Consider the following 21,810-nt stretch of genomic DNA (forward strand, 5'->3'; position numbering starts at 1 on the left):
GTCCCGCTTCTTGCGGTCAAACCCGAAAGAAGGGCGCGGCGATCTCGGGCGTGACGCGCAGCAACCGGCTGGTGGCGCGGTCGATCAGCGCCCAGGTCGTCACCGCCTCCACCTTGACCCGGCCTTCCGCATCCAGAAAGCGGACATGCCGGTCGAAGCGCGCGCCCTTGGGCGGGTCCGGGACCCAGGTTTCGGCGGTCACCGTCTCGCCCGCCACGACATTGCCGCGATAGTCGATCTCGTGCCGCGTCACGACCCAGACATGGGCGGCGGCATGTTCGGGGGGCACGACGGATTCCCAATGCGCGCCCGCGATCGCCTGAATCCACTGGACCCAGACGGCGTTGTTCACATGGCCCAGCTCGTCGATATGATCGGGCTGGGCGGTGAAGCTCATGGTGAAACGGCTCATGCCTGTTCGTCCGGCTCCTTGTATCGCAACCACAATGCGCGCACGCCCCAGCCGATCGCGGCGGCGATCATCACCAGCCCGGCTGCCATCAAGATGTGCGGCAGTGTCGGGCGATAGCGCGCGGCGAGTTCGTGAAACGCCTCGCCGAACAGATAACCGATGCCGGTAAAGATCGCTGCCCAGCACAAGGCGGATGCGGCATTGACCGCGACGAACAGCCGGGTCGACACATGGCTGGTGCCCAGCGCCACCGGGCTGATCGTGCGCAGGCCGTAGAGAAAGCGGAAGGCGAAGATGAAGCCGACCGGGTAACGCTCCATCAGCTTCGTGACGCGCGTATAGACCCGCCGCTTGCGCAGCTTGCCCACCCAGCGCCCGTCGCGCGCCCGCCGGCCGATGGTGAAGAAGACCTGGTCCGCCAGGAACGACCCGATCGCCGCGGCCAGGAAGGCGGCGGGCCAGCCGATCAGCCCCTGATGCGACAGGATGCCTCCCGTCACGACCGCCGTCTCGCCCTCCAGCCCGGCGCCGAGCGCGATGGCCGCGACACCGTAGCGCGCGACGATCGCCTCTATGCTCAGGATTCGACTCCCATCTGCCACAGGATGAAGGCGTGCTCCTCCGCCCCCTCGCGCAGGCTTTCGAACCGGCCCGACTTGCCGCCATGCCCGGCGCCCATATTGGTCTTGAGCAGCAGCAAATTGTCGTCGGTCTTGGTCGCGCGAAGCCGGGCGGCCCACTTCGCAGGCTCCCAATAGGTGACGCGCGGATCGTTCAGCCCGCCCGAGATGAACATCGGCGGATAAGCCTGCGCCTTCACATTGTCATAGGGGCTGTAGCTGCGGATCAGCTCGAACGCCTTGGCGTCCTGGATCGGATTGCCCCATTCGGGCCACTCGCCCGGCGTCAGCGGCAGTTCGGCATCCATCATCGTGTTGAGCACGTCGACGAACGGTACGTCCGCGATCACCGCGCCCCACAGCTCGGGATCGGAATTGACCACCGCCCCCATCAGCTCGCCACCCGCCGAGCGGCCCGCGATGGCGATCTGGCCCGCCTTGGTCCAGCCGCCCTCGATCAGCCCCTTTGCCACGTCGACGAAATCGTGGAAGGTGTTGGTCCGCTTCTCCAGCTTGCCGTCCAGATACCATTGCTGGCCCAGATCGTCGCCGCCGCGGATATGCGCGATGGCATAGGCGAAGCCGCGATCGAGCAGGCTCATGCGGCCCGTCGAAAAGCCGGGCGGGATGGCATAGCCGTAGGCGCCGTACGCATAGAGGAACAGCTTGCCCGATCCGTCGCGCGGAAAGTCCTTGGGATAGACGATCGACACCGGCACCAGTGTCCCGTCGCGGCCTGCGATCTTCAGCCGCTCGGTCCGGTACTTGTCGCCGTCATAGCCCGACGGGATTTCCTGCACCTTCAGCACGGTCAGGCCGCCGGTCGCCACGTCATAATCATAGACGGTGCCCGGCGTGACCATGGATTCATAACCCAGGCGCAAGGTCGACACGTCATATTCGGGATTGTCGCCCAGCCCGGCGGTGTAGCTCGCCTCGGGGAAGTCGATCCGCTGGGGTATGGTCGGGGTGTCGTAGCGATGGATGGCGATGCGGTCCAAGCCGTCCTCGCGCCCCTCGACCACGAAGAAGTCCTTATAACACTCCACCCCGGTCATGTAGAAATGCGGGTTGGGGCCGATCAACTCATGCCACTCGCCGGGATTGTCGATCGACGCGGTGCAGAGGCGGAATTGCGGGTCCACATCGTTGGTGTGGATGAACAGCGTGCCGTCATGCTCGTCCACGTCATATTCGCGGCCCTCCTTGCGGGGGGCGACCAGGATCGGTTCGGCGAAGACATTGTCGGCAGGCAGCAGCCGCACCTCGCTGGTGACGTGATCGCCGGTCGCGATCACGATCCAGTTGCGCGCGGAGGTCTCCGCGACGGCGACGCGGTAACCCTCGTCATCCTCGTGGAACAGCTCGACATCTTCGGCGACCTCGGTGCCCAGCTTGTGGAAGCGCGCATTGTCGGTGCGCCACTGGGCATTCGCCACGCCGTAGAGGAAGCCGCTATCATCGGCGACCCAGACGATCTCCGACAGCATGCCGGGAATGACCTCAGGCAGATGCTCGCCTGTCGTCAGGTCCTTGATCCGCACCTCGAACCGTTCCGAGCCATTGTCGTCGATCGCATAGGCCAGATAGCGACCATTGTTGCTGATCGAGAAGGCGCCCAGCCGGAAATACTCCTTGCCCTCGGCCAGTGCGGGTTCGTCGAGCAGCAGTTCGTCGGGGCCGCCCGCGACCGGCTTGCGCCACCATTTGCGATATTGCCCGCCGGTCTCGAACCCAGTCCAGTAAATCCAGTCGCCGTCCTTTTGCGGGACGGAGGATTCGTCCTCTTTGATCCGCCCTTTCATCTCTTCGTACAGCCGGTCGATCAGCGGCTGGCGCGGGGCCATGACCTGCTCAAAATAGGCGTTCTCCGCCTCGACATAGGCGAGGACGTCCTTGTCCTCGACCTCCGGATAGGCCGGGTCCTTCAGCCAGGCATAGGGGTCGGTGATGGTGATCCCGTGCGCGGTGAAGCTGTGGGGACGGGTTTCGGCAATGGGCGGCGTCGGCGCGGGTTCGGTCATCGCCCGGATGTAGCTAGGGTTACGCCCCGCCGGAAGGGGTTGGGGTCATGCTATTTCCTCACGGCCTTTGCTCCTCCCTCCGTTCAGCCTATCCCCAACAGCCGTTCACGCTGAGCGAAGTCGAAGCGCACGTCCCGCGCTTGGCCAACGGATTCCCTTGGCCTTCGACTACGCTCAGGCTGAACAGAGGGTAGGCTATGGAGGCGTTACTTCGTCTTCCACCCATCGGCCAGTGTCCAGCGATCCCGCCAGTGCAGGACCGGCGTCTCGCCCTCCCATTCCACCGGCAGCCAGACGTACCGCCCGTCGATCGCATTTTCCGGCCGCCAGCGATCGGCCATGAAGATGAAGCGTGGCTCCGCCCCCGGACGCTCGGGCGGCAGCGGCAGGACGAAGGTCGATTGCGAGTGGAAGGTCGTCTTCCGGTCCTCCTCGCTCCCCCGCACCGGATTGCCTAGCGAACGCCAGGGCCCCGTCACCTTGTCCGCGACATAGACCCGCCCCGGATTGGGCCGCCAGCCGGTGAGCCCGGAGGCGAACATGTAATAGCGCCCCTTGGCCTTGAAGAGCGCGGGCGCCTCGTTGCCGCCATCGGGCAGCGCGCGGACATAATAGCCGTCATGGCGCGTCCAGTCGGGCGCCAGCCGCGCGATCTGAAGCGTGGCATTTTCCTCCGAGGCATAGACATGCCAGGCGGTGTCGCCATCGACGAACACCGTCATGTCGCGCGCCATTTGCCCGCCCGCAAAATCGCGCGCCAGCGTGGTGCCGGGCGCCTTGTCCTCGGCCGTGGCATTGGCGGGCCAGATGCCGGGATTGACGCGACCGGCGCGCAGGAAGCGGAACGGCCCCTGCGGCCGGTCGGCAACCGCGACGCCCGCCTGCGCCGCGCCGTAACCGCGCCCCTTCAGCTCCAGATGGAACCACATCACGAATTGGCGGGTCCGGCGGTTATAGACGACCTTGGGCCGCTCCAGGATACAGCCGCGCATGATCGGGCTGGTCGGATCGTCCGACACGGGCAGTGCAATGCCCTCGTCGCGCCAGGTCACCAGATCGGCCGAGCTATAGGCATGGACGCCGACCAGCGCGGTATTGCCCGCCTCGCCCGCCGTCTTGTGCTCGCCATGCCACCACCAGCGTCCGCCATGGCGCATCAGGCCGCCGCCATGGGCGTTGATCGCGACGCCGTTCGTGTCGTTCCAGACCTCGCCGGGGCGGAACGCGTCCGCGTCCGCCGCGCGCGCCATGCCACCGACCAGCGCCGCCGCGCCCGCCCCCACCAAGATGCTCCGCCGGTCGATCGTCACGCAAACCCCCTCCCAAGTCGTTCGGACAGGATCGTATATCGTCTGACAAATGGATCAAGCCCCGACAGGCTCGACGCTGTGCAGGCGGAGGGCTAGACCGGCCGCGTTTCCCATTGCTGTCAGGCCGTTCCATGTCCCATTCCGCTCGCCTTTCCGCCCTTCGCAACGCGCTGGCCGCCCAAGGTCTCGACGGTTTCGTCGTGCCGCTGACCGACGAGCATATGAGCGAATATGTCGGCGACTATGCGCAGCGGCTGGGCTGGCTGACCGGGTTCGGCGGCTCTGCGGGGTCGGCGGTGGTGCTGACGGACAAGGCGGCGATCTTCACCGACGGGCGCTACACGCTGCAGGTGCGCGAGCAGGTGTCGGGCGAGGACTATGCCTATATCCCCGTGCCGCAGGACAGCGTCGCGGGCTGGCTGGGTCGCGAGACGGCGGCGGGGCAGCGGATCGGGTACGACCCGTGGCTGCACACCCGCCAGCAGGTCGCCGACATGATCGCCGCGCTCGCCGATCGCGAGGCGGAACTGGTCGCGGTGACGGCCAATCCCATCGACGCAATCTGGACCGACCGTCCCGCCCCCTCCCCCGCCATCTTGCGCGTGCAGGACGATGCGGTGGCGGGCGAAAGCTCGGCCGCCAAGCGCGCGCGGATCGGCGAGTGGCTGGCCGAGCAGCGCGCCGATGCGGTGGTGCTGTCGGCGCTGGACTCGATCGCCTGGGCGCTGAACGTGCGCGGCACCGATGTTGCGCATACGCCGGTCGCGCTGTCCTATGCCATCGTCCATGCCGACGGCGAGACCGACCTGTTCGTGGCACCCGAGAAGATCACGCCCGAGGTGCGCGCGCATCTGGGCAATGCCGTCCGGCTGCACGAGCGTTCGGCGTTCGAAGGATATCTGACCGGCTTTGCGGGCAAGCGCGTCGTCGCCGACCCCGAGCGCGCGGTCGCCGCCATTGCGCAGGCATTGGAGGCAGGCGGGGCCAAAGTGCTGGCGCTTCGCGATCCGGTGGTGCTGACCAAGGCGATCAAGAACACCGCCGAGGTCGCCGGGCACCGCGCCGCCTCGGTCCGGGACGGCGCGGCGATGGTGCGCTTCCTGCGCTGGGTGGAAGAGGAATGCCCCAAGGGCGGGCAGACGGAACTGTCCGCCGCTGCCAAGCTGCTGGCGTGCCGCGAGGCGACGGGGCTGCTGAAGGATACCAGCTTCTCGACCATCTCGGCGACCGGCGCGCATGGCGCGAGCCCGCATTATCATGTCACCGAGGAATCGAACGCGGCCATCGAATTGGGTCAGCTGTTCCTGATCGACTCGGGCGGCCAATATCAGGACGGCACCACCGACATCACCCGCGTCATGCCGATCGGCACGCCCACCGACGAAATGCGCGACCGCTTCACCCGCGTGCTGAAGGGGCATATCGGGCTGGCCACCGCCGTCTTCCCGGACGGGACGCTGGGCGGGCATCTGGACTCGCTGGCGCGGCGGCCGCTCTGGGAGGTCGGGCTGGACTATGCGCATGGCACCGGCCACGGCGTCGGCGCCTATCTGTCGGTACATGAAGGGCCGCAGCGTATCGCCGCGCCCAACTATCCCGGCGGGGCCGCGATGGAGCCGCTGCGCGCGGGCATGATGCTGTCCAACGAGCCGGGTTATTACAAGGCGGGCGAGTACGGCATCCGCATCGAAAACCTCGTGCTGGTCGAACCGCGCGAGATTGCGGGTGCGGATCGCGACATGCTGGGCTTCGAGACGCTGACCCTGTGCCCGATCGAGCGGACGCTGATCGTTCCCGAGTTGCTGACCGCAGCGGAGCGGGACTGGCTCAATGCCTATCATGCGCGGGTGGCGGAAATTCTGGCGCCGGAGCTGGAGGGGGCGGAGCGGGACTGGTTGCTGGAGAAATGTGCGGCGATCTGATTTTTCACGCGAAGCCGCGAGGACGCGAAGAAGAAGGAAGAAGGTTGGTTCGCGCAGAGGCGCGGAGGCGCGGAGGTGTCTCGCCCGCCGCGCCAGCGGCCTTTTATCTCAGGGGCTGATGAATAGAGAGCGCTGCGCGCGGCCTGACCTCTCTGCGTCCTCTGCGCCTCTGCGCGAACCAAAACTCTTCGCGTCATCGCGGCTTCGGGTGAACAAGAACGCCGTGCGAAAGGAGCCCCCCACGCGGCGTTTTGCGCGCCTCGAACGGCAAAGGAACTGGACCCCGGCCTTCGCCGGGGAACAGAAGAGGGATTGCTCCCCCCTTACCGCCCGAGCAGCACCCGCGCCTGCCCTGCGATCTGGGCCAGCATCGCGGCGTTGGGTTGTGCCGCGAGGCGTGCCCGGTCGATCACCGCCTTGAACTGGCCCACGCGCGCGGCATTGCGTTCCAGCCAGGCCTCGACCGCCGCTTCGGGGTCGGTCGTCCCTGCACGGCCGAGGAAGTCGAGCCGCTGCTGCTGGAAGTCACGGGCAAGCCCTGCGATCAACAGGCGCTCCCACGGATCGCTCGGGCTGATCCGCGCCGCCTGGCCCTGCGCCCAGTCGAGGCCCAGCGCCTGACCCAGGCGGGTGAAGGCATGGGTCAGCCGCGTCTCGTCCAGCGACAGACGCTGGCCCAGATCGGCCAACCCCACGGCACCGTCAAGTTCGGACACGCGCACCACCCGCGCTGCGAGATCGGCGGGTGCGCCCGCCTCTTCCAGCGCCGCGACGACGCGGGCGCTCTGTGCCTTGGCCTCGTCGCGCAGCAAGGCGGGCGTTTCCGCGGCCAGCCGCTCGATGCCCGGCTGCAACCGCTCCAACGCCGCGCCGGGCGAGGTGCCCGCCGGCATCGAGCGCAGCAGGTCGGCGATCTGCGACCGCGTGGCGCGCGCCACCTCGTCGAACAGCGCGATACGCGCGGCTTCGGGCATCGCCGCCGTCTCGATCGCGGTCCACAGGGCGGGCAGGTCGAACAGCCGCTCGACCACGACGAACATCGCCGCGATGTCGGCCATCGCCGCGCCCTCTTCCTCGGCCAGTTCGAACGGGTGGAGGATGCCCATCCGGTTGACGATCCGGTTGGCCAGCTTCGTTGCGACGATCTCGCCGCGCAGGCGATGCTGGTCGATGGCCTCGCCGAATGCGTCCTGCATCGCGGGCGGGAAGGCGGCGCGCAGATCGGGGAGCAGTTCGTCGTCCAGCGCCAGCGGGCTGTTCTCGATCGCATCCTGCAAGGTCAGCTTCGCCGTCGCCAGCAACACCGCCAGTTCGGGCCGGGTCAGCGCGATGCCGTCCTGCCCGCGCCGCAGCAGCACGTCGTTGCTGCCCAGACCCTCGACCGCGCGATCGAGTCGCCCGGCGCTCTCGAATATCTCGATGACGCGGACATAGCTCGGCATCGCGCCCGCGCCGTCCGCCTCGGCGATCGACAGGCCTAAAGTCTGGAGGCGGTTATCCTCCAGCACCAGATGCGCGACGTTATCAGTCATCGAGGCGAGCAGCGTGTTGCGATCGTCCTCCGCCAGACGGCCCTCGATCATCTCGCGGTTGAGCGCGATCTTGATGTTGACCTCGTTATCCGAACAGTCGACGCCCGCCGAATTGTCGATGAAGTCGGTGTTGATCCGCCCGCCGCGCTCGGCAAAGGCGATGCGCGCGGCCTGGGTCACGCCCAGGTTCGCACCTTCGCCGATCGCGGTGACACGCAGATCCTCGGCATCGACGCGCAGGCGGTCGTTCGCCGGATCGCCGACCTGAACGTTATTCTCCGCCGCCGCCTTGATGTAGGTCCCGATGCCGCCGAACCAGAGCAGGTCGGCCGGGGCCTTCAGGATCGCCGAGATCAAAGCCGCCGGTTCCAGCGAGGTGGCGGTGATGCCAAGCGCCTCGCGGATTTCGTCCGACAGCGGGATCGTCTTGGCCGAACGCGGGAAGACGCCGCCGCCGGGCGAAATCAGGCTGGTGTCGTAATCCGCCCAGCTCGACCGGGGCAGCGCGAACATGCGCGCCCGCTCGTCCCAGCTCGTCGCGGGATCGGGGTTCGGATCGAGGAAGATGTGGCGATGGTCGAACGCCGCGACCAGCTTGATCGCCTTGGACAGCAGCATCCCGTTGCCGAACACGTCGCCCGACATGTCGCCGCAGCCGACGACGCGGATGGGCTGGCTCTGTACGTCCACGCCCCGCTCGGCGAAGTGGCGCTGGACCGAGACCCAGGCGCCCTTGGCGGTGATGCCCATCGCCTTATGATCGTAGCCCTGGCTGCCCCCGGAGGCGAAGGCGTCGCCCAGCCAGAAGCCGCGCTCCAGCGCCAGCGCATTGGCCACGTCGGAGAAGGTCGCGGTGCCCTTGTCGGCGGCGACCACGAAATAGGGGTCCTCGCCGTCCAGCACGCGCACGCCGTCCGGGTGCACCACCGCGCCCTCGACGATATTGTCAGTGATCGACAGCAGTGCGCGGATGAACACGCGGTAGCTTTCCTTGCCCTCGGCGGCCCAGCCGTCGCGGTCGGTGACCGGCGACGGCAGCTGCTTGGGGTAGAAACCGCCCTTGGCCCCGGTCGGCACGATCACCGCATTCTTCACCCGCTGCGCCTTCATCAGGCCCAGAATCTCGGTGCGGAAGTCGTCGCGGCGATCCGACCAGCGCAGGCCGCCACGCGCGACGGGTCCGGCGCGTAGGTGGATGCCCTCGACGCGGGGGGAATAGACCCAGATTTCGCGCCACGGCAACGGAGCCGGAAGCCCCGGAATCTTGTGGCTGTCCAGCTTGAAGGCCAGCGCTTCCCTGCCTGCCTCGGCAAAGGCGTTGGTGCGCAAGGTCGCGGCGATCATATCGCGGAAGCTGCGCAGGATACGGTCGTCGTCGATCGCCGACACCGCATCCAGCCCGGCTGCGATCGCAGCATCGGCGGCGGCGATGTCTCCGCCCGCCTTCGGGTCATGCGCGGCGGTGAACCGCTCGATCAACGCGGTCGCCAGCTTCGGCGCGCGGCGCAACGCATCGACCACGGTGGTCAGCCCATAAGGCAGCCCCGCCTGGCGCAAATAACGGAACCACGCACGGAACAGCACCACCGCCTGCGGGCTGAGGCCGACATCGACGATCAGGCGGTTGAACGCATCATTCTCGGCCGCGCCCTCCAGCACGGCGGCGATCGCGCCCTCCAGCACCGCCGCGCCCTTCGGCTCGGTCGTCGCCTCGGTCTCGACGATGAAGTCGTGGACGAAGGGGTCGGAATCGTCGCGCAGCCGCGTCGGAAGTTCGCCGATCACGCGGAAGCCGAAATTCTCCAGCACCGGCACGGCGTCCGACAAGGGCAGCGCGCCGTTCAGCTTGTAGATCTTCAGCTGGCGATCCTGCCCCGGCTGGACCGGGAAGAGGCGAACCGAACGGCTCGATTCATTCTCCAGCGACGACAGGCGCAGAATGTCCGCCGCCGCTTCCGCCGCATCGCTGACATTGCGGTAATTGGTCGGGAAGCCGTTGGCCCAGCGCAGCGCGAGGCGCGCCGCGCGGGGCGCGGGCACCTGCTCGGCCAGCGCCGCCTCGACATCGGGCATCCAGCCGCGCACCATCTTGCGCAGCCGCTCCGACAATGCCGCCGTATCGGGCAGGCGGCCGTCCTGGCGCAGGTCGATGGTATAGCGGATCAGCGCGACGACGCCGTCCTCCAGCGCGATCGACCAGTTGAGCAGCGAGCCGTTCGCCGCCTCGCCCAGCATCTCGCCGATCGCGACGCGGCGCGCGGTGGTCAGCTCGTCGCGCGGCAGCCAGACGAAGGCAAACAGATGCCGCTGCAAGACCGAGCGGATCAGCACCAGCTCGGGGCGCGGACGGTCGGCCAGCGACATGGCGGTCAGCGCCAGCTGCTCGAGCGCCTCGGCCGGGAAGGCGGTGACAAGGTCATGCGGCAGCGCGGTCAGCGCATGGGTCAGCGCCTTGCCGGTATGGCCGCGCGGGTCGAAACCGAATTTGGCCTGAAGCGCGGCGAGGCGCGTGCGCAATACCGGCACCTCATGCGGCGGGCTGGCCAGCGCGGCGCTGGTCCACAGGCCCGCATGGATCGACAGGCCGACGACGCGGCCCTGCTCGATCACCGGCACCAGCACCAGGTCGAGCGGCACCGAGCGGTGGACGGTCGAGATCGCATTGGACTTGAGCAGCAACGGTGCCGCCCCGCCCTCGACGAAATAGTCGAGCGCCCGCTGGCGCGAGGTATCGGCGAGCAGCGGCACCTTGTGGGGCGTGCGCGCCACGCCCAGCGCGGGGGCATCGCGGCCATCCTCATACCATTTCTCATGGCCGAGCAGCGTCAGCTTGCCGTTCAGGAACCAGAGGAGGAGCGCCGCCCCCTCGCCATTCTTCTCGCCCAGCGTGGTCGCATCGGCGGCGAGTGCGTCTTGCAACCCGGACCAGTCTGCCACGGCGGCGCGCACATCGGCCAGCACGGCGCGCAAATCGTCGATGAGGCCGCGCCGGTCGCGCGCATCGGCGCGTTCCATTTCCAGATAGATGAAGGATTCGGACTTTCCGCCCGCGCCGATCGCCTGAAGCTGTCCCTCGGCATCGCGGGTGACGGGCAGGACGGGGTGGATCACCCGGTCGATCGCGATACCGTCCGCGCCGACCATGGCCGCAATCGAATCGACCAGGAAGGGCATGTCGTCATTGACGATGGCGAGGCGCATCCGGCGATGCGTGTCGTCGCCCGACATCGGCTCCAGCGCGATCGACGGTTCTCCCGGCGAGCGCTGCTGCGCCACCGCCGCAACGAAGGCCGCTGCGGCAGCCACCTCCGCGGGGCCGAACCCCTGCAACTCCGCCGGAAGGGCGCCCTGGGTCAGCCGCGCGGCAATCGCGTCGGCCATCGGATGCGACATATTCGGTGCCATAGCCCCAAGTCCTAGGCCGGGCTTTCGCGCCGCTCAACCCTTTGGAGAGCGAGAAAAGATGTTGCGCCGCAGCGCAACTTTCATTGCGAGGCGCGCAATACCCTGTCGGCCAGCCGCGTGTCGCCGACCACCGATCCGGTAATGGCAACGCTACCATCCTCGGCAACGCGCCCGACCAGCACGACGGGCGTTCCCGGCGGCGCATCGATGGGCCATTCGATATGCCCGGCCGCCTGGGGGTCTCCGCCGCGAGTCGACTCCGGCCGATTCCACAGCGCAGCGGCCGAGCCCGGCGGCGGCGCCTGGGTCGCTTCTGCCGCCGAATCGATCAGCTCCGAATCGAGCGCCGCCTGCAACAGCGGATCGGCCAGTTCCTTCCAGCTCAGGACGCCGTGGATGAAGTCGATCATCAAGCCGTCGGACGAATAGGGCAGCAGGATGCCGCGATACAGCGTCATCCGCCCGCGCGCGTTGACGAACTCGGCCTCGAACCCCGTCGGGACCTGGTCGGCCAGCACATGATCAAAATGCCGGGTCAGCCGCGCCAGCAGCGACGCCTCGGGCAAATCCCCGATCCGCGTCGGCCGCGCCACCGTCCCGCACTCGTCGCGCAGCGCCTGGCCGATATAGGCGATCGCCGGATCGATCCGGTCGCCGCGAAAATCCAGCAGCACCGAATTGGCGGCAAAGTCCCCGATCGCCTCGGTATCCAGCGCCCGGATCGAGGGAAAGCGCGCTTCCCCCGACAGCGAGACCCAATGATGATAGGCCCGCGCATGAAGCCGCCGCTCCACCCCGCCCAGCCGCTGGAGCGCGTCCTCGCCCCCCGCCGACGGATCGCTTACGGCACGCTCCGAAGGATGCTGGGGTTCGCGGTTCATGACGGTCTTCCTGGCCATGTCTCCGTCATGCCCCGACATAGTTAACCGCTGGTAAAGATCACAAAGCCGCTTGCCACCCCCCAACCAACCTGTTAAGCGCGCCCACCTGACCGGACACCAGCCGGTTCACGAGACGGGCCGCTTTAGCTCAGCTGGTAGAGCATCGCATTCGTAATGCGGGGGTCACAGGTTCGAGTCCTGTAAGCGGCACCACCCTAAACCATTGTTATGGCGACATTTTTTCGCCTCCCTCGAATGCGTAGGGTTGATCTGTTCCCGCGCACTTTCTGCGCAACGCGCCGGGTGCGAGGGCTTCCAGATCGGAAATGATGGCCTCCAAGGCGGTGACGACGGTCGGATATTCTCCGACCGCGTACACCTCGGTCTGACTGCCCGAGCGGTGTCCCATGAAGCCTTCGAGGTCCCAGCGCGTGGCACCGCGATTGCGGACCAGCGTCGCTAGGCTGTGACGAAGGACATAGGGTCGCATCTCTTTGACCTGGGGCATGTCGAGGTTGATCAGCATCGTGTCCCAAGCGCGGTCCACGTCCTGAATTCCCCGGCCGTAATAGTTCACCAGCCAGCCGCGCCCTTCGCGCGCGTCGGGTGACAGGCTCTGGAAAATCGCCAGCTCCTCGCGCAGCCAGGCGTCCAGCAGCGGCAGGACGGGCAGCAAGGCGCGGTGTTTCTTGTTCTGGGCGCGGCCGCGTGGATTGAGATCGATCTGCGCCGCCCCCGGCCACCATTGCTCCCTTTCGGGCGAGACATTGATGTCGACGACTGCCCCCGGCCGCGCGATCGTGCAGATCGACGCGACAAGGAAAGCGTGAAGCGATTCGCGTTGCACGTTCGGCTCGGCTGCATAGGTCAGCATCTTCGCGAGATCCTCGACGCCGATGCGGGTCCGTCGCGTCCTCTGGACCTGTGCGGCGGGGAGCGGCTTGTAGATCGGGCGCTTATCGATACGCGGAGGATCGGCGTCGGCCGCCCAGTTCAGCGCCGCGATCAGCTGCGCGATGACGGCTTCCGTCGCGGCCGGGGAGCGAGGGCGGCTCTTCGTGATTTCCTTCTTCTTGTTCTTCCAGACGACCGGCTGCTTACGGGACCAGGCGCGAAAGGCGGTGACGAACGGCTTGCTGCACGCCACCGCGCAAGTGGTGGCATGTCCGAAACGCCCCTTCGCCCCCAGAGCCTCCTCGGCATCCAGGAAAGCGGCGACGTGATTCAGACGGGATACGATGGTGTCGCCCGACACCTGGTTGACGCCCCATTCCAAATTATAGTCGGCCATGGCGTCGGTCAGCAGATAGCCACTCGCCGAAGCCAAGGGCTGGCCGCACGTCTCGCAGAATGCCGCTGCTTCGCCTCGATCGGCGAGATACCGCTGATCGAGGTTGCGACGCGCTAATTCCTCATCCCCCGTACCCGTTGACGCGCTGCATTGACGTCGCGCGGCGGGGTCGTACCAGAAGACGTAGAAGTTTTCGCTTCGGCGGCTTCCGTCTTTCCGCTTGTAGTGGTCGAGCCAGTATTTGCCCCGCTGGTAGATTGGAGCTTCGCGTCCCGACATTTGGCCTGTTCTTTCAAGAATTCTGTTTTTGCACGGTGTGTCATCTCGAAAAGGCCGAGCTTGGCCAGGGTATCGAGATCGGACGCTTCAAGCCGGATGCCCCTGCCCACCTCCACGGCGCGGGATAGCTTCTGATCCAGTCGGACAATGGAATAGCTGGTCGCCATCAGGCCGCTCCCCCCATGATCGCATCCTCGATATCGATCTGGCGCGGGTCGGCTTGCCTCTGTCCGTACCAGATGGACATGGAGACATCGCACCAAGTCGGATGCTGGGTCGCGTCGTGATGGCGCGCGGCCGTGGCTTGGGCATTGGCGCCGGTCCAATGGGCGTTGCCGCCATGGCAGGTGAAGCATCCGGCGATTGTCTCGCGGGAAGTGCGGGTCTGGCGCTCCGTCATCGCCGCGCCTCCCGCTCGTGGATCCAGCCGTTCACTGCGTCCAGCATGTCGGGAAAGCCGCCTTCCTGCATGCGGCGACGATGGGCGCGCATGAGGTCGCCAATGTCGTCGACGCTGTAGTCGTCGGGTGCTGGCTGGGACCGGAACGCCATGCGCGGCTGCGCGCGTTCCCGCCCAGGAATGTCGAAGCGGTCGAGGCTGATCCCCGCCGCTTCGGCGACAGCGGTCCCGCGCGCGATCGCCGTCTCGCGTTCGGCCGGGAAGGTGGTCGAGCGGGCCAACGCGAAGCATCGGTCGGCGCGGTGGAATGCGTCGCCCGTCATCGCGTCGGCCCCGGCAGGAGGGGCGTGGCGGTCTTTTTGCCCGCATAGTGCGCGGCGATCGCCGGGGCGATATGTTCGTGGACGGTACGGTCGCTGGGCATCACGACGTTGGCAAGGAACGCCTGCTCCGTTGTCTCGATGCCGGACTCGATGCTTTCCAGCTTCGCCTTGATGACCAGCAGCAGCGCTCGGCCGCGCTGGCGGCGCGCCTGGTTGGCGGCGTCCTCGAAAGCACGACGGCCGCGCGTCGCCTCGATCTGCTCGGGGGCGGCAAAGGGGATGACGAAGCGGATCGTCCGGTCGTCGAGCGCGAATTGCAGCGTGAAGCGGTCGCGCGACTGCAACTGGCCGATGTCGTCAGCGCCGTACCGCACCAAGAGCGCAACCACCTCCCCTATGGATTTCTCAAAGGGCACGTCTGTTCGATCAGCAAAGGCCATCTATCTGACATTCGCTTGGGCGGCGGTGATCGCGTCGGAAGCCTTCAGCACTTCGGGGCGGGCGTCGCGCACCTGTTCGGCGATCGTCGCTTCGATGGCGTCACAGACCTGCTGCGCCGACAGGCTATCGACCCTATGCCGCAGGGCACTGACCGACGCCGCCTTTCCGACGTTCGTGGCGATCCTCACCAGCATGTCCGTGATTTCCTGCGGCGTCATGAGAGCCTCGGCCGCAGTCAAGTGGACCTGGAAAATCCGCTCGAGATCATCGTTGAAGGCCGCAGCGATGCGCTGGGCCGCTGATAGGTTAGCGGTTCCCATCAGATCATCCCCAGCGCTTTCATGTACACGTCGAGGATCGCTTCTTCCTCTTGGTACTCTTCCCGCTTCTTTTTGCGGATCTGCATAATTTTCTTGATGGTCACCGGGTCGTACCCGCGCGCCTTGGCCTCGGCGAAAACATCCTTGATGTCGTCGCTGATGCCCTTCTTCTCTTCCTCCAGCCGCTCGGCCCGCTCGATCAGCAGGCGCAGCTCGTCGGCCGTGACGTTGTGGCCGTCGTCCTGTGCGTCGCTCACAGGCCCAGCTCCGGAATGACGCCGGGGCCAGCGATCATCCAGTCGACCAGCTCGGCGAGGATCAGGCCGACGATCACGCCCGCGATCGCCAACAGGGCGATATCGTTCGGCCGCAGGTAACTGTCGGCCGGGGTTTCCTTCGGGCGGCACTCGGAACAGCGGCACGTCATCGGGTGCAGCGTGGTGGGCGCGATCGGCTTCATGAGCGTGTGTCCCGTGACTGGAGTTCGGCGAAGGCGCGCAGCGTCTCGATCGAGATGACCTGCGCGAAGATGATGATGATGACGGCGGCCAGCGCGATGCGCGGATGGCCCATCAGCAGGAAGGCCAGAGCAATCCCGGCGGCGAGTCCCGTTCCCATCGTCAGGGTACGCAGCGTGGTCGTCACGCGGCGGTGCAGCTCGTCGGTCATGCGGCTGCTCCGGCGGGGATGGGTGGCACAGACCAGATGCACGCGGCCTCATGGGCCGCAGTGCATTTCGCCCGGTCAGTCTTGCCGCACATAATGCACAGCGGCGTGGTCGCGTCCTCGATGCCGGAGCGGTGCCGCTCCAGCTCGTAAATGATCGCGATATCGATCGGGTAGACGCGGCTCAGCACGGCGAGTGTGCTGAGATCCATCGGCACGATGTCCGCCTCGATGCGCTCCAGCCATTCGGCCCGCTCGAAATCGGTCAGGTGCGGCACCGTGTCGATGGCGGCTGCCATGTCATTCAGCGAACGACGGTCAGCGCAACGCAGAGCCTTCAGATATGCGCCCGGCGTAATCACCGGCCGCACTCCGGCGTGATGTCGACGATGATCCGCGCATCCATGTAGGCGTCGAGCGCCTGGCGGAGATCGAGGATCGTCTGCGAGAGGTGCCGAAAGGCATTGTTCAGGCGTTGCACCAGCAGTGTCTGCTCGGGCGTGTCCTGGACATGCCCCTCGGGGAGCTGGCGGGCGATGCGGTCGCGCGCCACCCGCGCTTCGGACAGCGCGATGACCAATTCGTCGATATCGCAGAGCATTTTGCGGCGAGGCTCCGGGCAGAAAATCACCGCTCCGCCGATCGCGTCGGATCGGCGGGGGCGGCTTCGGGTCAGCGGGTCGTAGGGAGTACGATCGGCGGGAGTACGGTCGGCGGGGGCGGTCATGGTGGCTGCTGGGCCACCAGGATCATCAAGGTCGCCTCATGAGCGGCGATGCTTTCCGCCACCTCGCGCGTCGCGGCCATGCGATCGTGCCTGGTGGCGTTGGGCAGCATGGCAAGGACGAGGGCCGCTTCCGCCTCCGCCCCTTCCTTGATGCAGGCGACGGTCGCCTCGGTGAGCGTCAGGTTGCCGACGGCGATCGTCGCCGGCGCCGACGCGTCGAAGAGACGCCGATAGGTGTCGAGCATCGGCGCACCGACGCCACCGGACGCGCGCCAGGCGCAATCGAGCGCTAGCGCGGCGTCGATCGGCGGGGTTAGCGGAAAGTGCGGGTTCGACCAGTCGCGGATCGTGCGCCCGGCGCGTTCGACCAGCGCGGCCACGGCCGATGGCCCGAGGCGGTCGACGATCATGTCCAGCGCTGCCTCGAAAGTCAGCGGATCGCGGGCATAGGTCATGCCATGCCTCGCTGACCGGCTTCCTTGCGGGCATCACGCCGGGCCAGCGTCATCAGACGGGCGCGAACGCTGTTGTGCGGCCGACCGACGCGCTGGGCGATGAGGTAGAGAGCAACGCCCTCCATATCCAAAGCAGTGATTGCCTGGTCCTCTTCGGCGGAAAAGGGACGGACCAGACGGCCCTTGCGGCTGTACGCGGCGACGGCCTGATAGCTGCCTCGCCGGAATTTCGGGGGGCTGTCCGCCCCCTGCGCCAGGCACTGCCAGTTGATCGAGCCGACGCTGATCGGCGTACCCTGGTTGGTGAAGTGGTCCGCGATGCGCTGGGGCGACCAACCGCGTTCGCGGAGGACGCACATCTCATGGATTTGCGCGTCGTTCAGGATGCGTTGGCCACCCATTACTGCGCTCCCTGGATAGATGGTCGGCGGCGGGCAGCCTCGGTGAATGCCCACCGCCGACCCTCGGCGGGCCGTCGCCCGACGAGCACGGTCGCCTTATGTCGTGGCGATGGCGACGGACGCCCGGCCACGCTGGCGATATCGGAACACGATGCGAAATGGGTCGCCAGCAGCGGTATCAACCCCGAACGGAGACGCTGCTGGCGCTCGCCACCCGACTGGCGGACGAGACCGGAATGGATTCGGCGCATCACGACTGCGCCTGCTCGATCAGCGGCGGAGCCGCTGGGGAGGGAGCGTCATGCTCCTGCCGATAGATGTCCGGACGCAGGATGAACCGGGAAACGCCGGTATGCTCTTCGACAAGCAAAACATGCTGCGGGGGCAATGCCTTGCCCCGCTTGATCCAAGCCCACACGGATGGCTGCTTGATGCCGAGCAGACGCGCCATTGCGCCCTGCGAACCGACACGACGAACCGCTTCACGTAGGGCTTCAGCCATTGCAGCGTCGTCGTTCGGCATCGAATCATCCCGACTCATCAATAGTTTTCTCTATTGGTGAGTCGTATGCAAAAGCGCGGTGTTGCGCAATAGCTAAAACTATAAGCCTTTGCGAATGATCGTAGGGCAGCGAGTCAAAGAGCGCATGGAGGCGCTGCAGCTGAGCCAAGCCGAACTGGCGAGGCGTGTCGGCCTCGCTCAGCCGACGATCTACAGCCTAATTCACCGCAACAAGGTGGGGTCGAAACACCTGCACAAGATCGCGCGGGTGTTGCTCACGACGGCTGAGTATCTCTCCGGGGAAACGGATGATCCGGACGCGAACGCGCCGCCCCCGCCGCCCCCACAGCCTCATCTTGTCACCATGCAGGTGGTGCTGCCTCCGGTGGAGGCCCTGGAGCAAATGTTCGCGGGGATGCTCGATGCGATCGACGATTTGGCTTCGCGGGACGCGCTCGCTCTGCAGCTCGCACAGCTGCTTCCCAGAGCGCTGTCGCGGCTGAAAGATCTGCGTCTCGATTGGGGGGTGCCCCCGGTCCAGATCGAGGCGTCGCCAGAATTCGATGCAGCTCCTCCCAGCGCTGATCCCGTACACCAACAATGACCGAACATCGGATATTGCAGGGCGAGCAGCGTTCGTCGCAGCCTGGCGTCGCGGGAACGAGCGTCATCGGAGCGCGCCCGTGATCGATCCGGCAGCCAAGCTCAGCCCCCGCCAGCGCGAATGTCTGCGCCTGGTCTGGGCGCGCCACACGTCGAAGGAGATCGCAGCCGAGCTGGGGATCAGCGCGTCGACGGTGGACGGGTACATCAAGGAAGCGATCGAGACTCTGGGCGCGCGCGACCGGCGGCACGCGGCCGCGATCGCGTTCGGTGGCGCAGAGACGCCCCCCGACAATTTGGGGGCCGAATTTCCACGGGTATCGGCCGAGCCGACCGCCCCGGTAGCCCCGGTGGCGTCGACGAAGACGCCTTTCTGGCCACAGCCCAATTTGAGGCGGCAGCCTGACACGCAGTCGCTGGGGCAGGTCCTGCGGCAGATCGCGATCATCGCGGTCGGCTCCATGATCTTCCTCTCGCTGTCCGTATCGCTGGCGGCAGGGGTGTCGCCCCTGCTGCGGCCGGTCCTGAAGGTCTTCGATCGACTCACGCAATAGGCGGGGTCTCCCCCGCCGGGGAGATTCGAATGACGAGCATTGCCACCCGTATCGAAGTCGTGCGCTCGGTGGGCGCGCCGCTCTGCGAAGCCGAAAAGCTGCTCGATGCCGCTTTCAAGAAGCTGGCCGAGGTGCAGGTCGCGGCGGTCGCCGGGCGCGAGAAGGCTCGCCTGCCGCTGCGCACCGGCCATGACGCGCTGGCGCGGATCGTCGAGGCGCAGCAGGCCCTGCTGGCGACGCGCGATGCCGTCCATGCGGCGCATGACGGTTTCCGCGCGGTGCAGGACACGATGGAGGTCGACGGCCAGGAATTCGGCGATCACGGCGACACGCCGCGCCAAGCCAAGCTGGGCCTGACTGTCGTGGCCAATGCGGCCTGATAGGGTCCGGTTGACTTGGCACCACGGGCAGTCCGAAGGGGTAGGCCATGAGCCTCTTTCTTTTCCTCGGGCTGCTCGCGGTGTCCTGCCTGTACGCTCTGGCGCGCGGTGGTGCGCCGGAGCGGATCGCGGCCGGGCTTTACCTGGGCGCGTTCGCGGTGGACGAGCTGGTGCACCGGATGATCGACGGCAGCAGCTATACGACCGTGGCGCTGGGGTCGCTGGCGCTGGACACGGCGTTGCTGCTGGGGCTGGTCGTGCTGGCCTGGCGATCGACGCGGCATTGGACGCAATGGGTCGCGGCCTGGCAACTGGCGGCCGTGGTCGCCCACCTCGCGAAGCTGATCGATCCGGCCATGGAAGCGACCGGCTATGCGTTCCAGGCGCAGATCTGGGCGTATCCGATAGTGACGACGACGGCGATCGGCGCGTGGCGATTCCGCGAGCGCTGGAATGCGGGCATTCGCGAGCCGGACTGGAAACGGTCGCTGGCGTAAAGGATGCGGCGCGATGATGCCGCGCGAACGCGCGCGGCTCGCGGCCGACATCTTCGCATCGCGCCGGACACGCGACGACGTCTTCACGGGGTTGCTGGACGGATTCGGCGAGCCTGCCTGGGACATGCTCCTCATCCTGTATATTGCGGACCATGGCGGGGCGACGCAAACTCCCTCCGAACTGGTCGAAGCCACGCGAGTCGAGGCTGCGACGGCTGCGCCCTACATCACCTGGTTGAAGAGCCAGGGCTTGGTCCAGGTCGATGGTGATGAGGTGTCCCTGACGGATATCGGGCGCAAGCGAATGGACGCGTACCTCGATCGGCGAGGCGCGCAGAAGGACTTCGGCGGGCTGCATTGATCGGCCCGTGCCCCTGAAAATTGGGGGTTTGCTACCCCTGCAATTTCGTACCCGACATTACGCGGGTGTCATTTTCCCCAAGCAAAATACGGGTGTTACGGCGAGGCTTGGGCTGCACCCGTAACGATTGTAAATTATAGTTGACGCCCCTTCCGTCGTAAACTATAGTTTACCTCATGACCTACACCGTTCGCCAGACCGAAATCTTCGCCGCTTGGCTGGCCGACCTCACCGACCGGAACGCGCAAAAGGCGATCGCCAAGCGTCTGGTCCGTGTCGAGGCGGGCCTGCTGGGCGACACGGCTTCGGTTGGCGGCGGTGTGTCGGAAATGCGGTTTTTCGTCGGGCCGGGCTACCGGGTGTATTTCACCATCCGCCAGCGAGAGATCGTCATCCTGCTCTGCGGCGGCGACAAGTCCAGCCAGTCGCGGGACATCCGACAGGCCAAGGAATTGGCAGACGACCTATAGGCCGCGCCAATCCGCCCCCACCACGACGGAAGCGACCATGACCACCAAAACCATTCCATTCGATGCTGCGGAGTATCTGACCTCCACCGACGATCACCTCGAGCTGCTCAGCGAAGCACTGGCAGAAGGCGATGCCGCCTTTATCGCGGCCGCGCTGGGGACCATCGTGCGCGCGCGCGGTATCTCCCGCGTCGCGGAGGACACCGGCCTGTCGCGCCAGGCGCTGCACAAGGCGCTGGGCAAGGGCGGCAATCCGACCCTTTCGACCGTCATGAAGGTGCTGGGGACGCTCGACCTGCAGCTGCTCGCGCGGGTTCGCCATCCGGAGCCGCAGGCAGCCTGACGGCGATCGCGGCTGTCGGCTATCGCCACTGGCGTTCCCACGCGTCGCGGTCCTCGGCCCATTCGAGGCGCGCCTGTCGCAGCGCGGCCCGTCGCTCCTCCTCGGCGCGGATCTGGACCGAGCGCAGCAGGCGGGCGTCGGCGGCTGTCCACTCCGCCTTCTTCTTGCGGCGCTGCGACCGCATGAAGTGGAAATAGCCCGCGATGAGTTCCTCCGATTCGTCCATATGCGAACGAAAGCGGAACATGCCCTTGTAGGACAGGGGCAAATGCCTTTCCTACAGCACTGATTCTCCCTATATTAATCCGGCGGGGGACAATTTCAGTCGATGGACGAGACGCTGCGCTTGCAACCGGCCATGGTGAGCCGGAAGCTCTTGGTGCTGGCTTTCATCCGGGCGTACATCGCTCGGTGGGGAGGTTCGCCGTCGATAAAGGAAATTGTCGAGGGCACCGGCTCAAGTCGTGACGTCGTGCGGCACGCCTTGCGGACGCTGACCGACGAAAAGCTGATCCTGCGCCGCCAGGGCGCGCGTGGAATATTCCTGCCTGATCGGCTGTCCGAAGCACTGCGCGAGCTGCGCGCCTATGGCTATATCGTCGACGACGACGTCGTGCGTATCCCCCCGCCGCCCCAGGTGCCCGAGCTGGACTTCGATCCCGGATAAGCCCCCCGCTTCTTACCCTCCCGC

At 66.6% G+C, this 21,810-nt stretch carries 29 protein-coding genes and 1 tRNA gene; 10 read left to right on the top strand and 20 right to left on the bottom strand.

Translation table 11 applies throughout. The features are described 5' to 3' along the window. Positions 1-16 precede the first annotated feature (16 nt). The 4 genes from KV697_RS10645 to KV697_RS10660 form a co-directional block, all read right to left on the bottom strand. Entirely contained in the window at positions 17-412 is a 396-nt protein-coding gene (locus KV697_RS10645) for an acyl-CoA thioesterase (protein WP_219018158.1), read from the bottom strand. Beyond that, entirely contained in the window at positions 409-1,014 is a 606-nt protein-coding gene (locus KV697_RS10650; protein WP_257575256.1) for a DedA family protein, read from the bottom strand. The genes KV697_RS10645 and KV697_RS10650 overlap by 4 nt, the downstream gene beginning before the upstream one ends. Beyond that, complete coding sequence (locus KV697_RS10655; RefSeq protein ID WP_219018159.1) at positions 990-3,056, bottom strand: S9 family peptidase; 2,067 nt, start codon at positions 3,054-3,056, stop codon at positions 990-992. Before KV697_RS10655 ends, KV697_RS10650 begins: the two co-directional genes overlap by 25 nt. Before the next feature lie 206 nt (positions 3,057-3,262). Further along, positions 3,263-4,366 (bottom strand): glycoside hydrolase family 43 protein, encoded by a 1,104-nt coding sequence (locus KV697_RS10660; protein WP_219018160.1) that lies wholly within the window; start codon positions 4,364-4,366, stop codon positions 3,263-3,265. Between the two features lie 131 nt (positions 4,367-4,497). Here KV697_RS10660 and KV697_RS10665 point away from each other — a divergent pair, with 131 nt between their 5' ends. Continuing rightward, on the top strand, positions 4,498-6,288 hold the full coding sequence (locus KV697_RS10665; RefSeq protein ID WP_219018161.1) for an aminopeptidase P family protein: 1,791 nt from the start codon (positions 4,498-4,500) through the stop codon (positions 6,286-6,288). Between the two features lie 323 nt (positions 6,289-6,611). Here the strand turns inward: KV697_RS10665 and KV697_RS10670 are convergent, their stop codons facing one another. Together KV697_RS10670 and KV697_RS10675 are read right to left on the bottom strand one after the other, a co-directional pair. Next, on the bottom strand, positions 6,612-11,213 hold the full coding sequence (locus KV697_RS10670; RefSeq protein ID WP_219018162.1) for an NAD-glutamate dehydrogenase: 4,602 nt from the start codon (positions 11,211-11,213) through the stop codon (positions 6,612-6,614). A 92-nt stretch (positions 11,214-11,305) separates the two neighbouring features. Next, positions 11,306-12,106, bottom strand: coding sequence for a hypothetical protein (locus tag KV697_RS10675; protein WP_219018163.1), 801 nt, complete (start codon positions 12,104-12,106; stop codon positions 11,306-11,308). 137 nt (positions 12,107-12,243) lie between these two features. Between KV697_RS10675 and KV697_RS10680 the strand changes: the two genes are divergently transcribed. Continuing rightward, positions 12,244-12,319 (top strand) — tRNA-Thr (locus KV697_RS10680). A 13-nt stretch (positions 12,320-12,332) separates the two neighbouring features. Here the strand turns inward: KV697_RS10680 and KV697_RS10685 are convergent. The 13 genes from KV697_RS10685 to KV697_RS10745 all read right to left on the bottom strand — a co-directional run bounded on the left by KV697_RS10685 (position 12,333) and on the right by KV697_RS10745 (position 17,932). Continuing rightward, a complete protein-coding gene (locus tag KV697_RS10685) occupies positions 12,333-13,676 on the bottom strand; it encodes a hypothetical protein (protein ID WP_219018164.1) in 1,344 nt (447 codons plus the stop codon). A 166-nt stretch (positions 13,677-13,842) separates the two neighbouring features. After that, positions 13,843-14,076 (bottom strand): hypothetical protein, encoded by a 234-nt coding sequence (locus KV697_RS10690; protein WP_219018165.1) that lies wholly within the window; start codon positions 14,074-14,076, stop codon positions 13,843-13,845. Then, positions 14,073-14,399, bottom strand: a complete 327-nt coding sequence (locus tag KV697_RS10695; protein WP_219018166.1) for a hypothetical protein — start codon at positions 14,397-14,399, stop codon at positions 14,073-14,075. The genes KV697_RS10690 and KV697_RS10695 overlap by 4 nt, the downstream gene beginning before the upstream one ends. Beyond that, positions 14,396-14,773, bottom strand: a complete 378-nt coding sequence (locus KV697_RS10700) for a hypothetical protein (protein ID WP_219018167.1) — start codon at positions 14,771-14,773, stop codon at positions 14,396-14,398. Before KV697_RS10700 ends, KV697_RS10695 begins: the two co-directional genes overlap by 4 nt. A gap of 66 nt (positions 14,774-14,839) precedes the next feature. Further along, positions 14,840-15,160, bottom strand: a complete 321-nt coding sequence (locus KV697_RS10705; protein ID WP_219018168.1) for a hypothetical protein — start codon at positions 15,158-15,160, stop codon at positions 14,840-14,842. Then, positions 15,160-15,417, bottom strand: a complete 258-nt coding sequence (locus tag KV697_RS10710) for a DUF2312 domain-containing protein (RefSeq protein WP_219018169.1) — start codon at positions 15,415-15,417, stop codon at positions 15,160-15,162. Before KV697_RS10710 ends, KV697_RS10705 begins: the two co-directional genes overlap by 1 nt. After that, on the bottom strand, positions 15,414-15,620 hold the full coding sequence (locus KV697_RS10715; protein ID WP_219018170.1) for a hypothetical protein: 207 nt from the start codon (positions 15,618-15,620) through the stop codon (positions 15,414-15,416). Before KV697_RS10715 ends, KV697_RS10710 begins: the two co-directional genes overlap by 4 nt. Further along, positions 15,617-15,829 (bottom strand): hypothetical protein, encoded by a 213-nt coding sequence (locus KV697_RS10720; protein ID WP_219018171.1) that lies wholly within the window; start codon positions 15,827-15,829, stop codon positions 15,617-15,619. The genes KV697_RS10715 and KV697_RS10720 overlap by 4 nt, the downstream gene beginning before the upstream one ends. Further along, entirely contained in the window at positions 15,826-16,125 is a 300-nt protein-coding gene (locus KV697_RS10725; RefSeq protein ID WP_219018172.1) for a hypothetical protein, read from the bottom strand. Before KV697_RS10725 ends, KV697_RS10720 begins: the two co-directional genes overlap by 4 nt. Positions 16,126-16,184: 59 nt before the next feature. Then, positions 16,185-16,553 (bottom strand): hypothetical protein, encoded by a 369-nt coding sequence (locus tag KV697_RS10730; RefSeq protein WP_219018173.1) that lies wholly within the window; start codon positions 16,551-16,553, stop codon positions 16,185-16,187. Continuing rightward, positions 16,550-17,008 carry a hypothetical protein gene (locus KV697_RS10735; RefSeq protein WP_219018174.1) on the bottom strand — a complete coding sequence of 153 codons (459 nt, stop codon included), beginning with the start codon at positions 17,006-17,008 and terminating at the stop codon, positions 16,550-16,552. The genes KV697_RS10730 and KV697_RS10735 overlap by 4 nt, the downstream gene beginning before the upstream one ends. Beyond that, positions 17,005-17,409 carry a hypothetical protein gene (locus KV697_RS10740; RefSeq protein WP_219018175.1) on the bottom strand — a complete coding sequence of 135 codons (405 nt, stop codon included), beginning with the start codon at positions 17,407-17,409 and terminating at the stop codon, positions 17,005-17,007. Before KV697_RS10740 ends, KV697_RS10735 begins: the two co-directional genes overlap by 4 nt. Before the next feature lie 250 nt (positions 17,410-17,659). Continuing rightward, a complete protein-coding gene (locus KV697_RS10745) occupies positions 17,660-17,932 on the bottom strand; it encodes a transcriptional regulator (protein ID WP_219018176.1) in 273 nt (90 codons plus the stop codon). Positions 17,933-18,056: 124 nt separating this feature from the next. Between KV697_RS10745 and KV697_RS10750 the strand changes: the two genes are divergently transcribed. The 7 genes from KV697_RS10750 to KV697_RS10780 all read left to right on the top strand — a co-directional run bounded on the left by KV697_RS10750 (position 18,057) and on the right by KV697_RS10780 (position 21,119). Further along, positions 18,057-18,515, top strand: a complete 459-nt coding sequence (locus tag KV697_RS10750; RefSeq protein ID WP_219018177.1) for a helix-turn-helix domain-containing protein — start codon at positions 18,057-18,059, stop codon at positions 18,513-18,515. Between the two features lie 79 nt (positions 18,516-18,594). Further along, positions 18,595-19,068, top strand: a complete 474-nt coding sequence (locus tag KV697_RS10755) for a helix-turn-helix domain-containing protein (RefSeq protein ID WP_257575257.1) — start codon at positions 18,595-18,597, stop codon at positions 19,066-19,068. A 29-nt stretch (positions 19,069-19,097) separates the two neighbouring features. Continuing rightward, entirely contained in the window at positions 19,098-19,448 is a 351-nt protein-coding gene (locus tag KV697_RS10760) for a hypothetical protein (protein WP_219018179.1), read from the top strand. A 47-nt stretch (positions 19,449-19,495) separates the two neighbouring features. Then, positions 19,496-19,945: a hypothetical protein gene (locus KV697_RS10765; protein ID WP_219018180.1), complete on the top strand. Its 450-nt coding sequence runs from the start codon at positions 19,496-19,498 to the stop codon at positions 19,943-19,945. A 13-nt stretch (positions 19,946-19,958) separates the two neighbouring features. Then, positions 19,959-20,306 carry a hypothetical protein gene (locus tag KV697_RS10770; RefSeq protein ID WP_219018181.1) on the top strand — a complete coding sequence of 116 codons (348 nt, stop codon included), beginning with the start codon at positions 19,959-19,961 and terminating at the stop codon, positions 20,304-20,306. A 176-nt stretch (positions 20,307-20,482) separates the two neighbouring features. Beyond that, positions 20,483-20,776 (top strand): type II toxin-antitoxin system RelE/ParE family toxin, encoded by a 294-nt coding sequence (locus tag KV697_RS10775; RefSeq protein ID WP_219018182.1) that lies wholly within the window; start codon positions 20,483-20,485, stop codon positions 20,774-20,776. Positions 20,777-20,813: 37 nt separating this feature from the next. Then, positions 20,814-21,119: an addiction module antidote protein gene (locus KV697_RS10780; RefSeq protein ID WP_219018183.1), complete on the top strand. Its 306-nt coding sequence runs from the start codon at positions 20,814-20,816 to the stop codon at positions 21,117-21,119. Positions 21,120-21,138: 19 nt separating this feature from the next. Here KV697_RS10780 and KV697_RS10785 read toward each other — a convergent pair whose 3' ends face one another. Next, a complete protein-coding gene (locus tag KV697_RS10785; RefSeq protein WP_219018184.1) occupies positions 21,139-21,387 on the bottom strand; it encodes a hypothetical protein in 249 nt (82 codons plus the stop codon). Positions 21,388-21,447: 60 nt separating this feature from the next. Between KV697_RS10785 and KV697_RS10790 the strand changes: the two genes are divergently transcribed. After that, positions 21,448-21,786: a GntR family transcriptional regulator gene (locus KV697_RS10790; protein WP_219018185.1), complete on the top strand. Its 339-nt coding sequence runs from the start codon at positions 21,448-21,450 to the stop codon at positions 21,784-21,786. The last annotated feature ends 24 nt before the right edge of the window (positions 21,787-21,810 follow it).

The sequence above is a fragment of the Sphingomonas sanguinis genome, assembly GCF_019297835.1.
GTDB lineage: Bacteria > Pseudomonadota > Alphaproteobacteria > Sphingomonadales > Sphingomonadaceae > Sphingomonas > Sphingomonas sanguinis_D.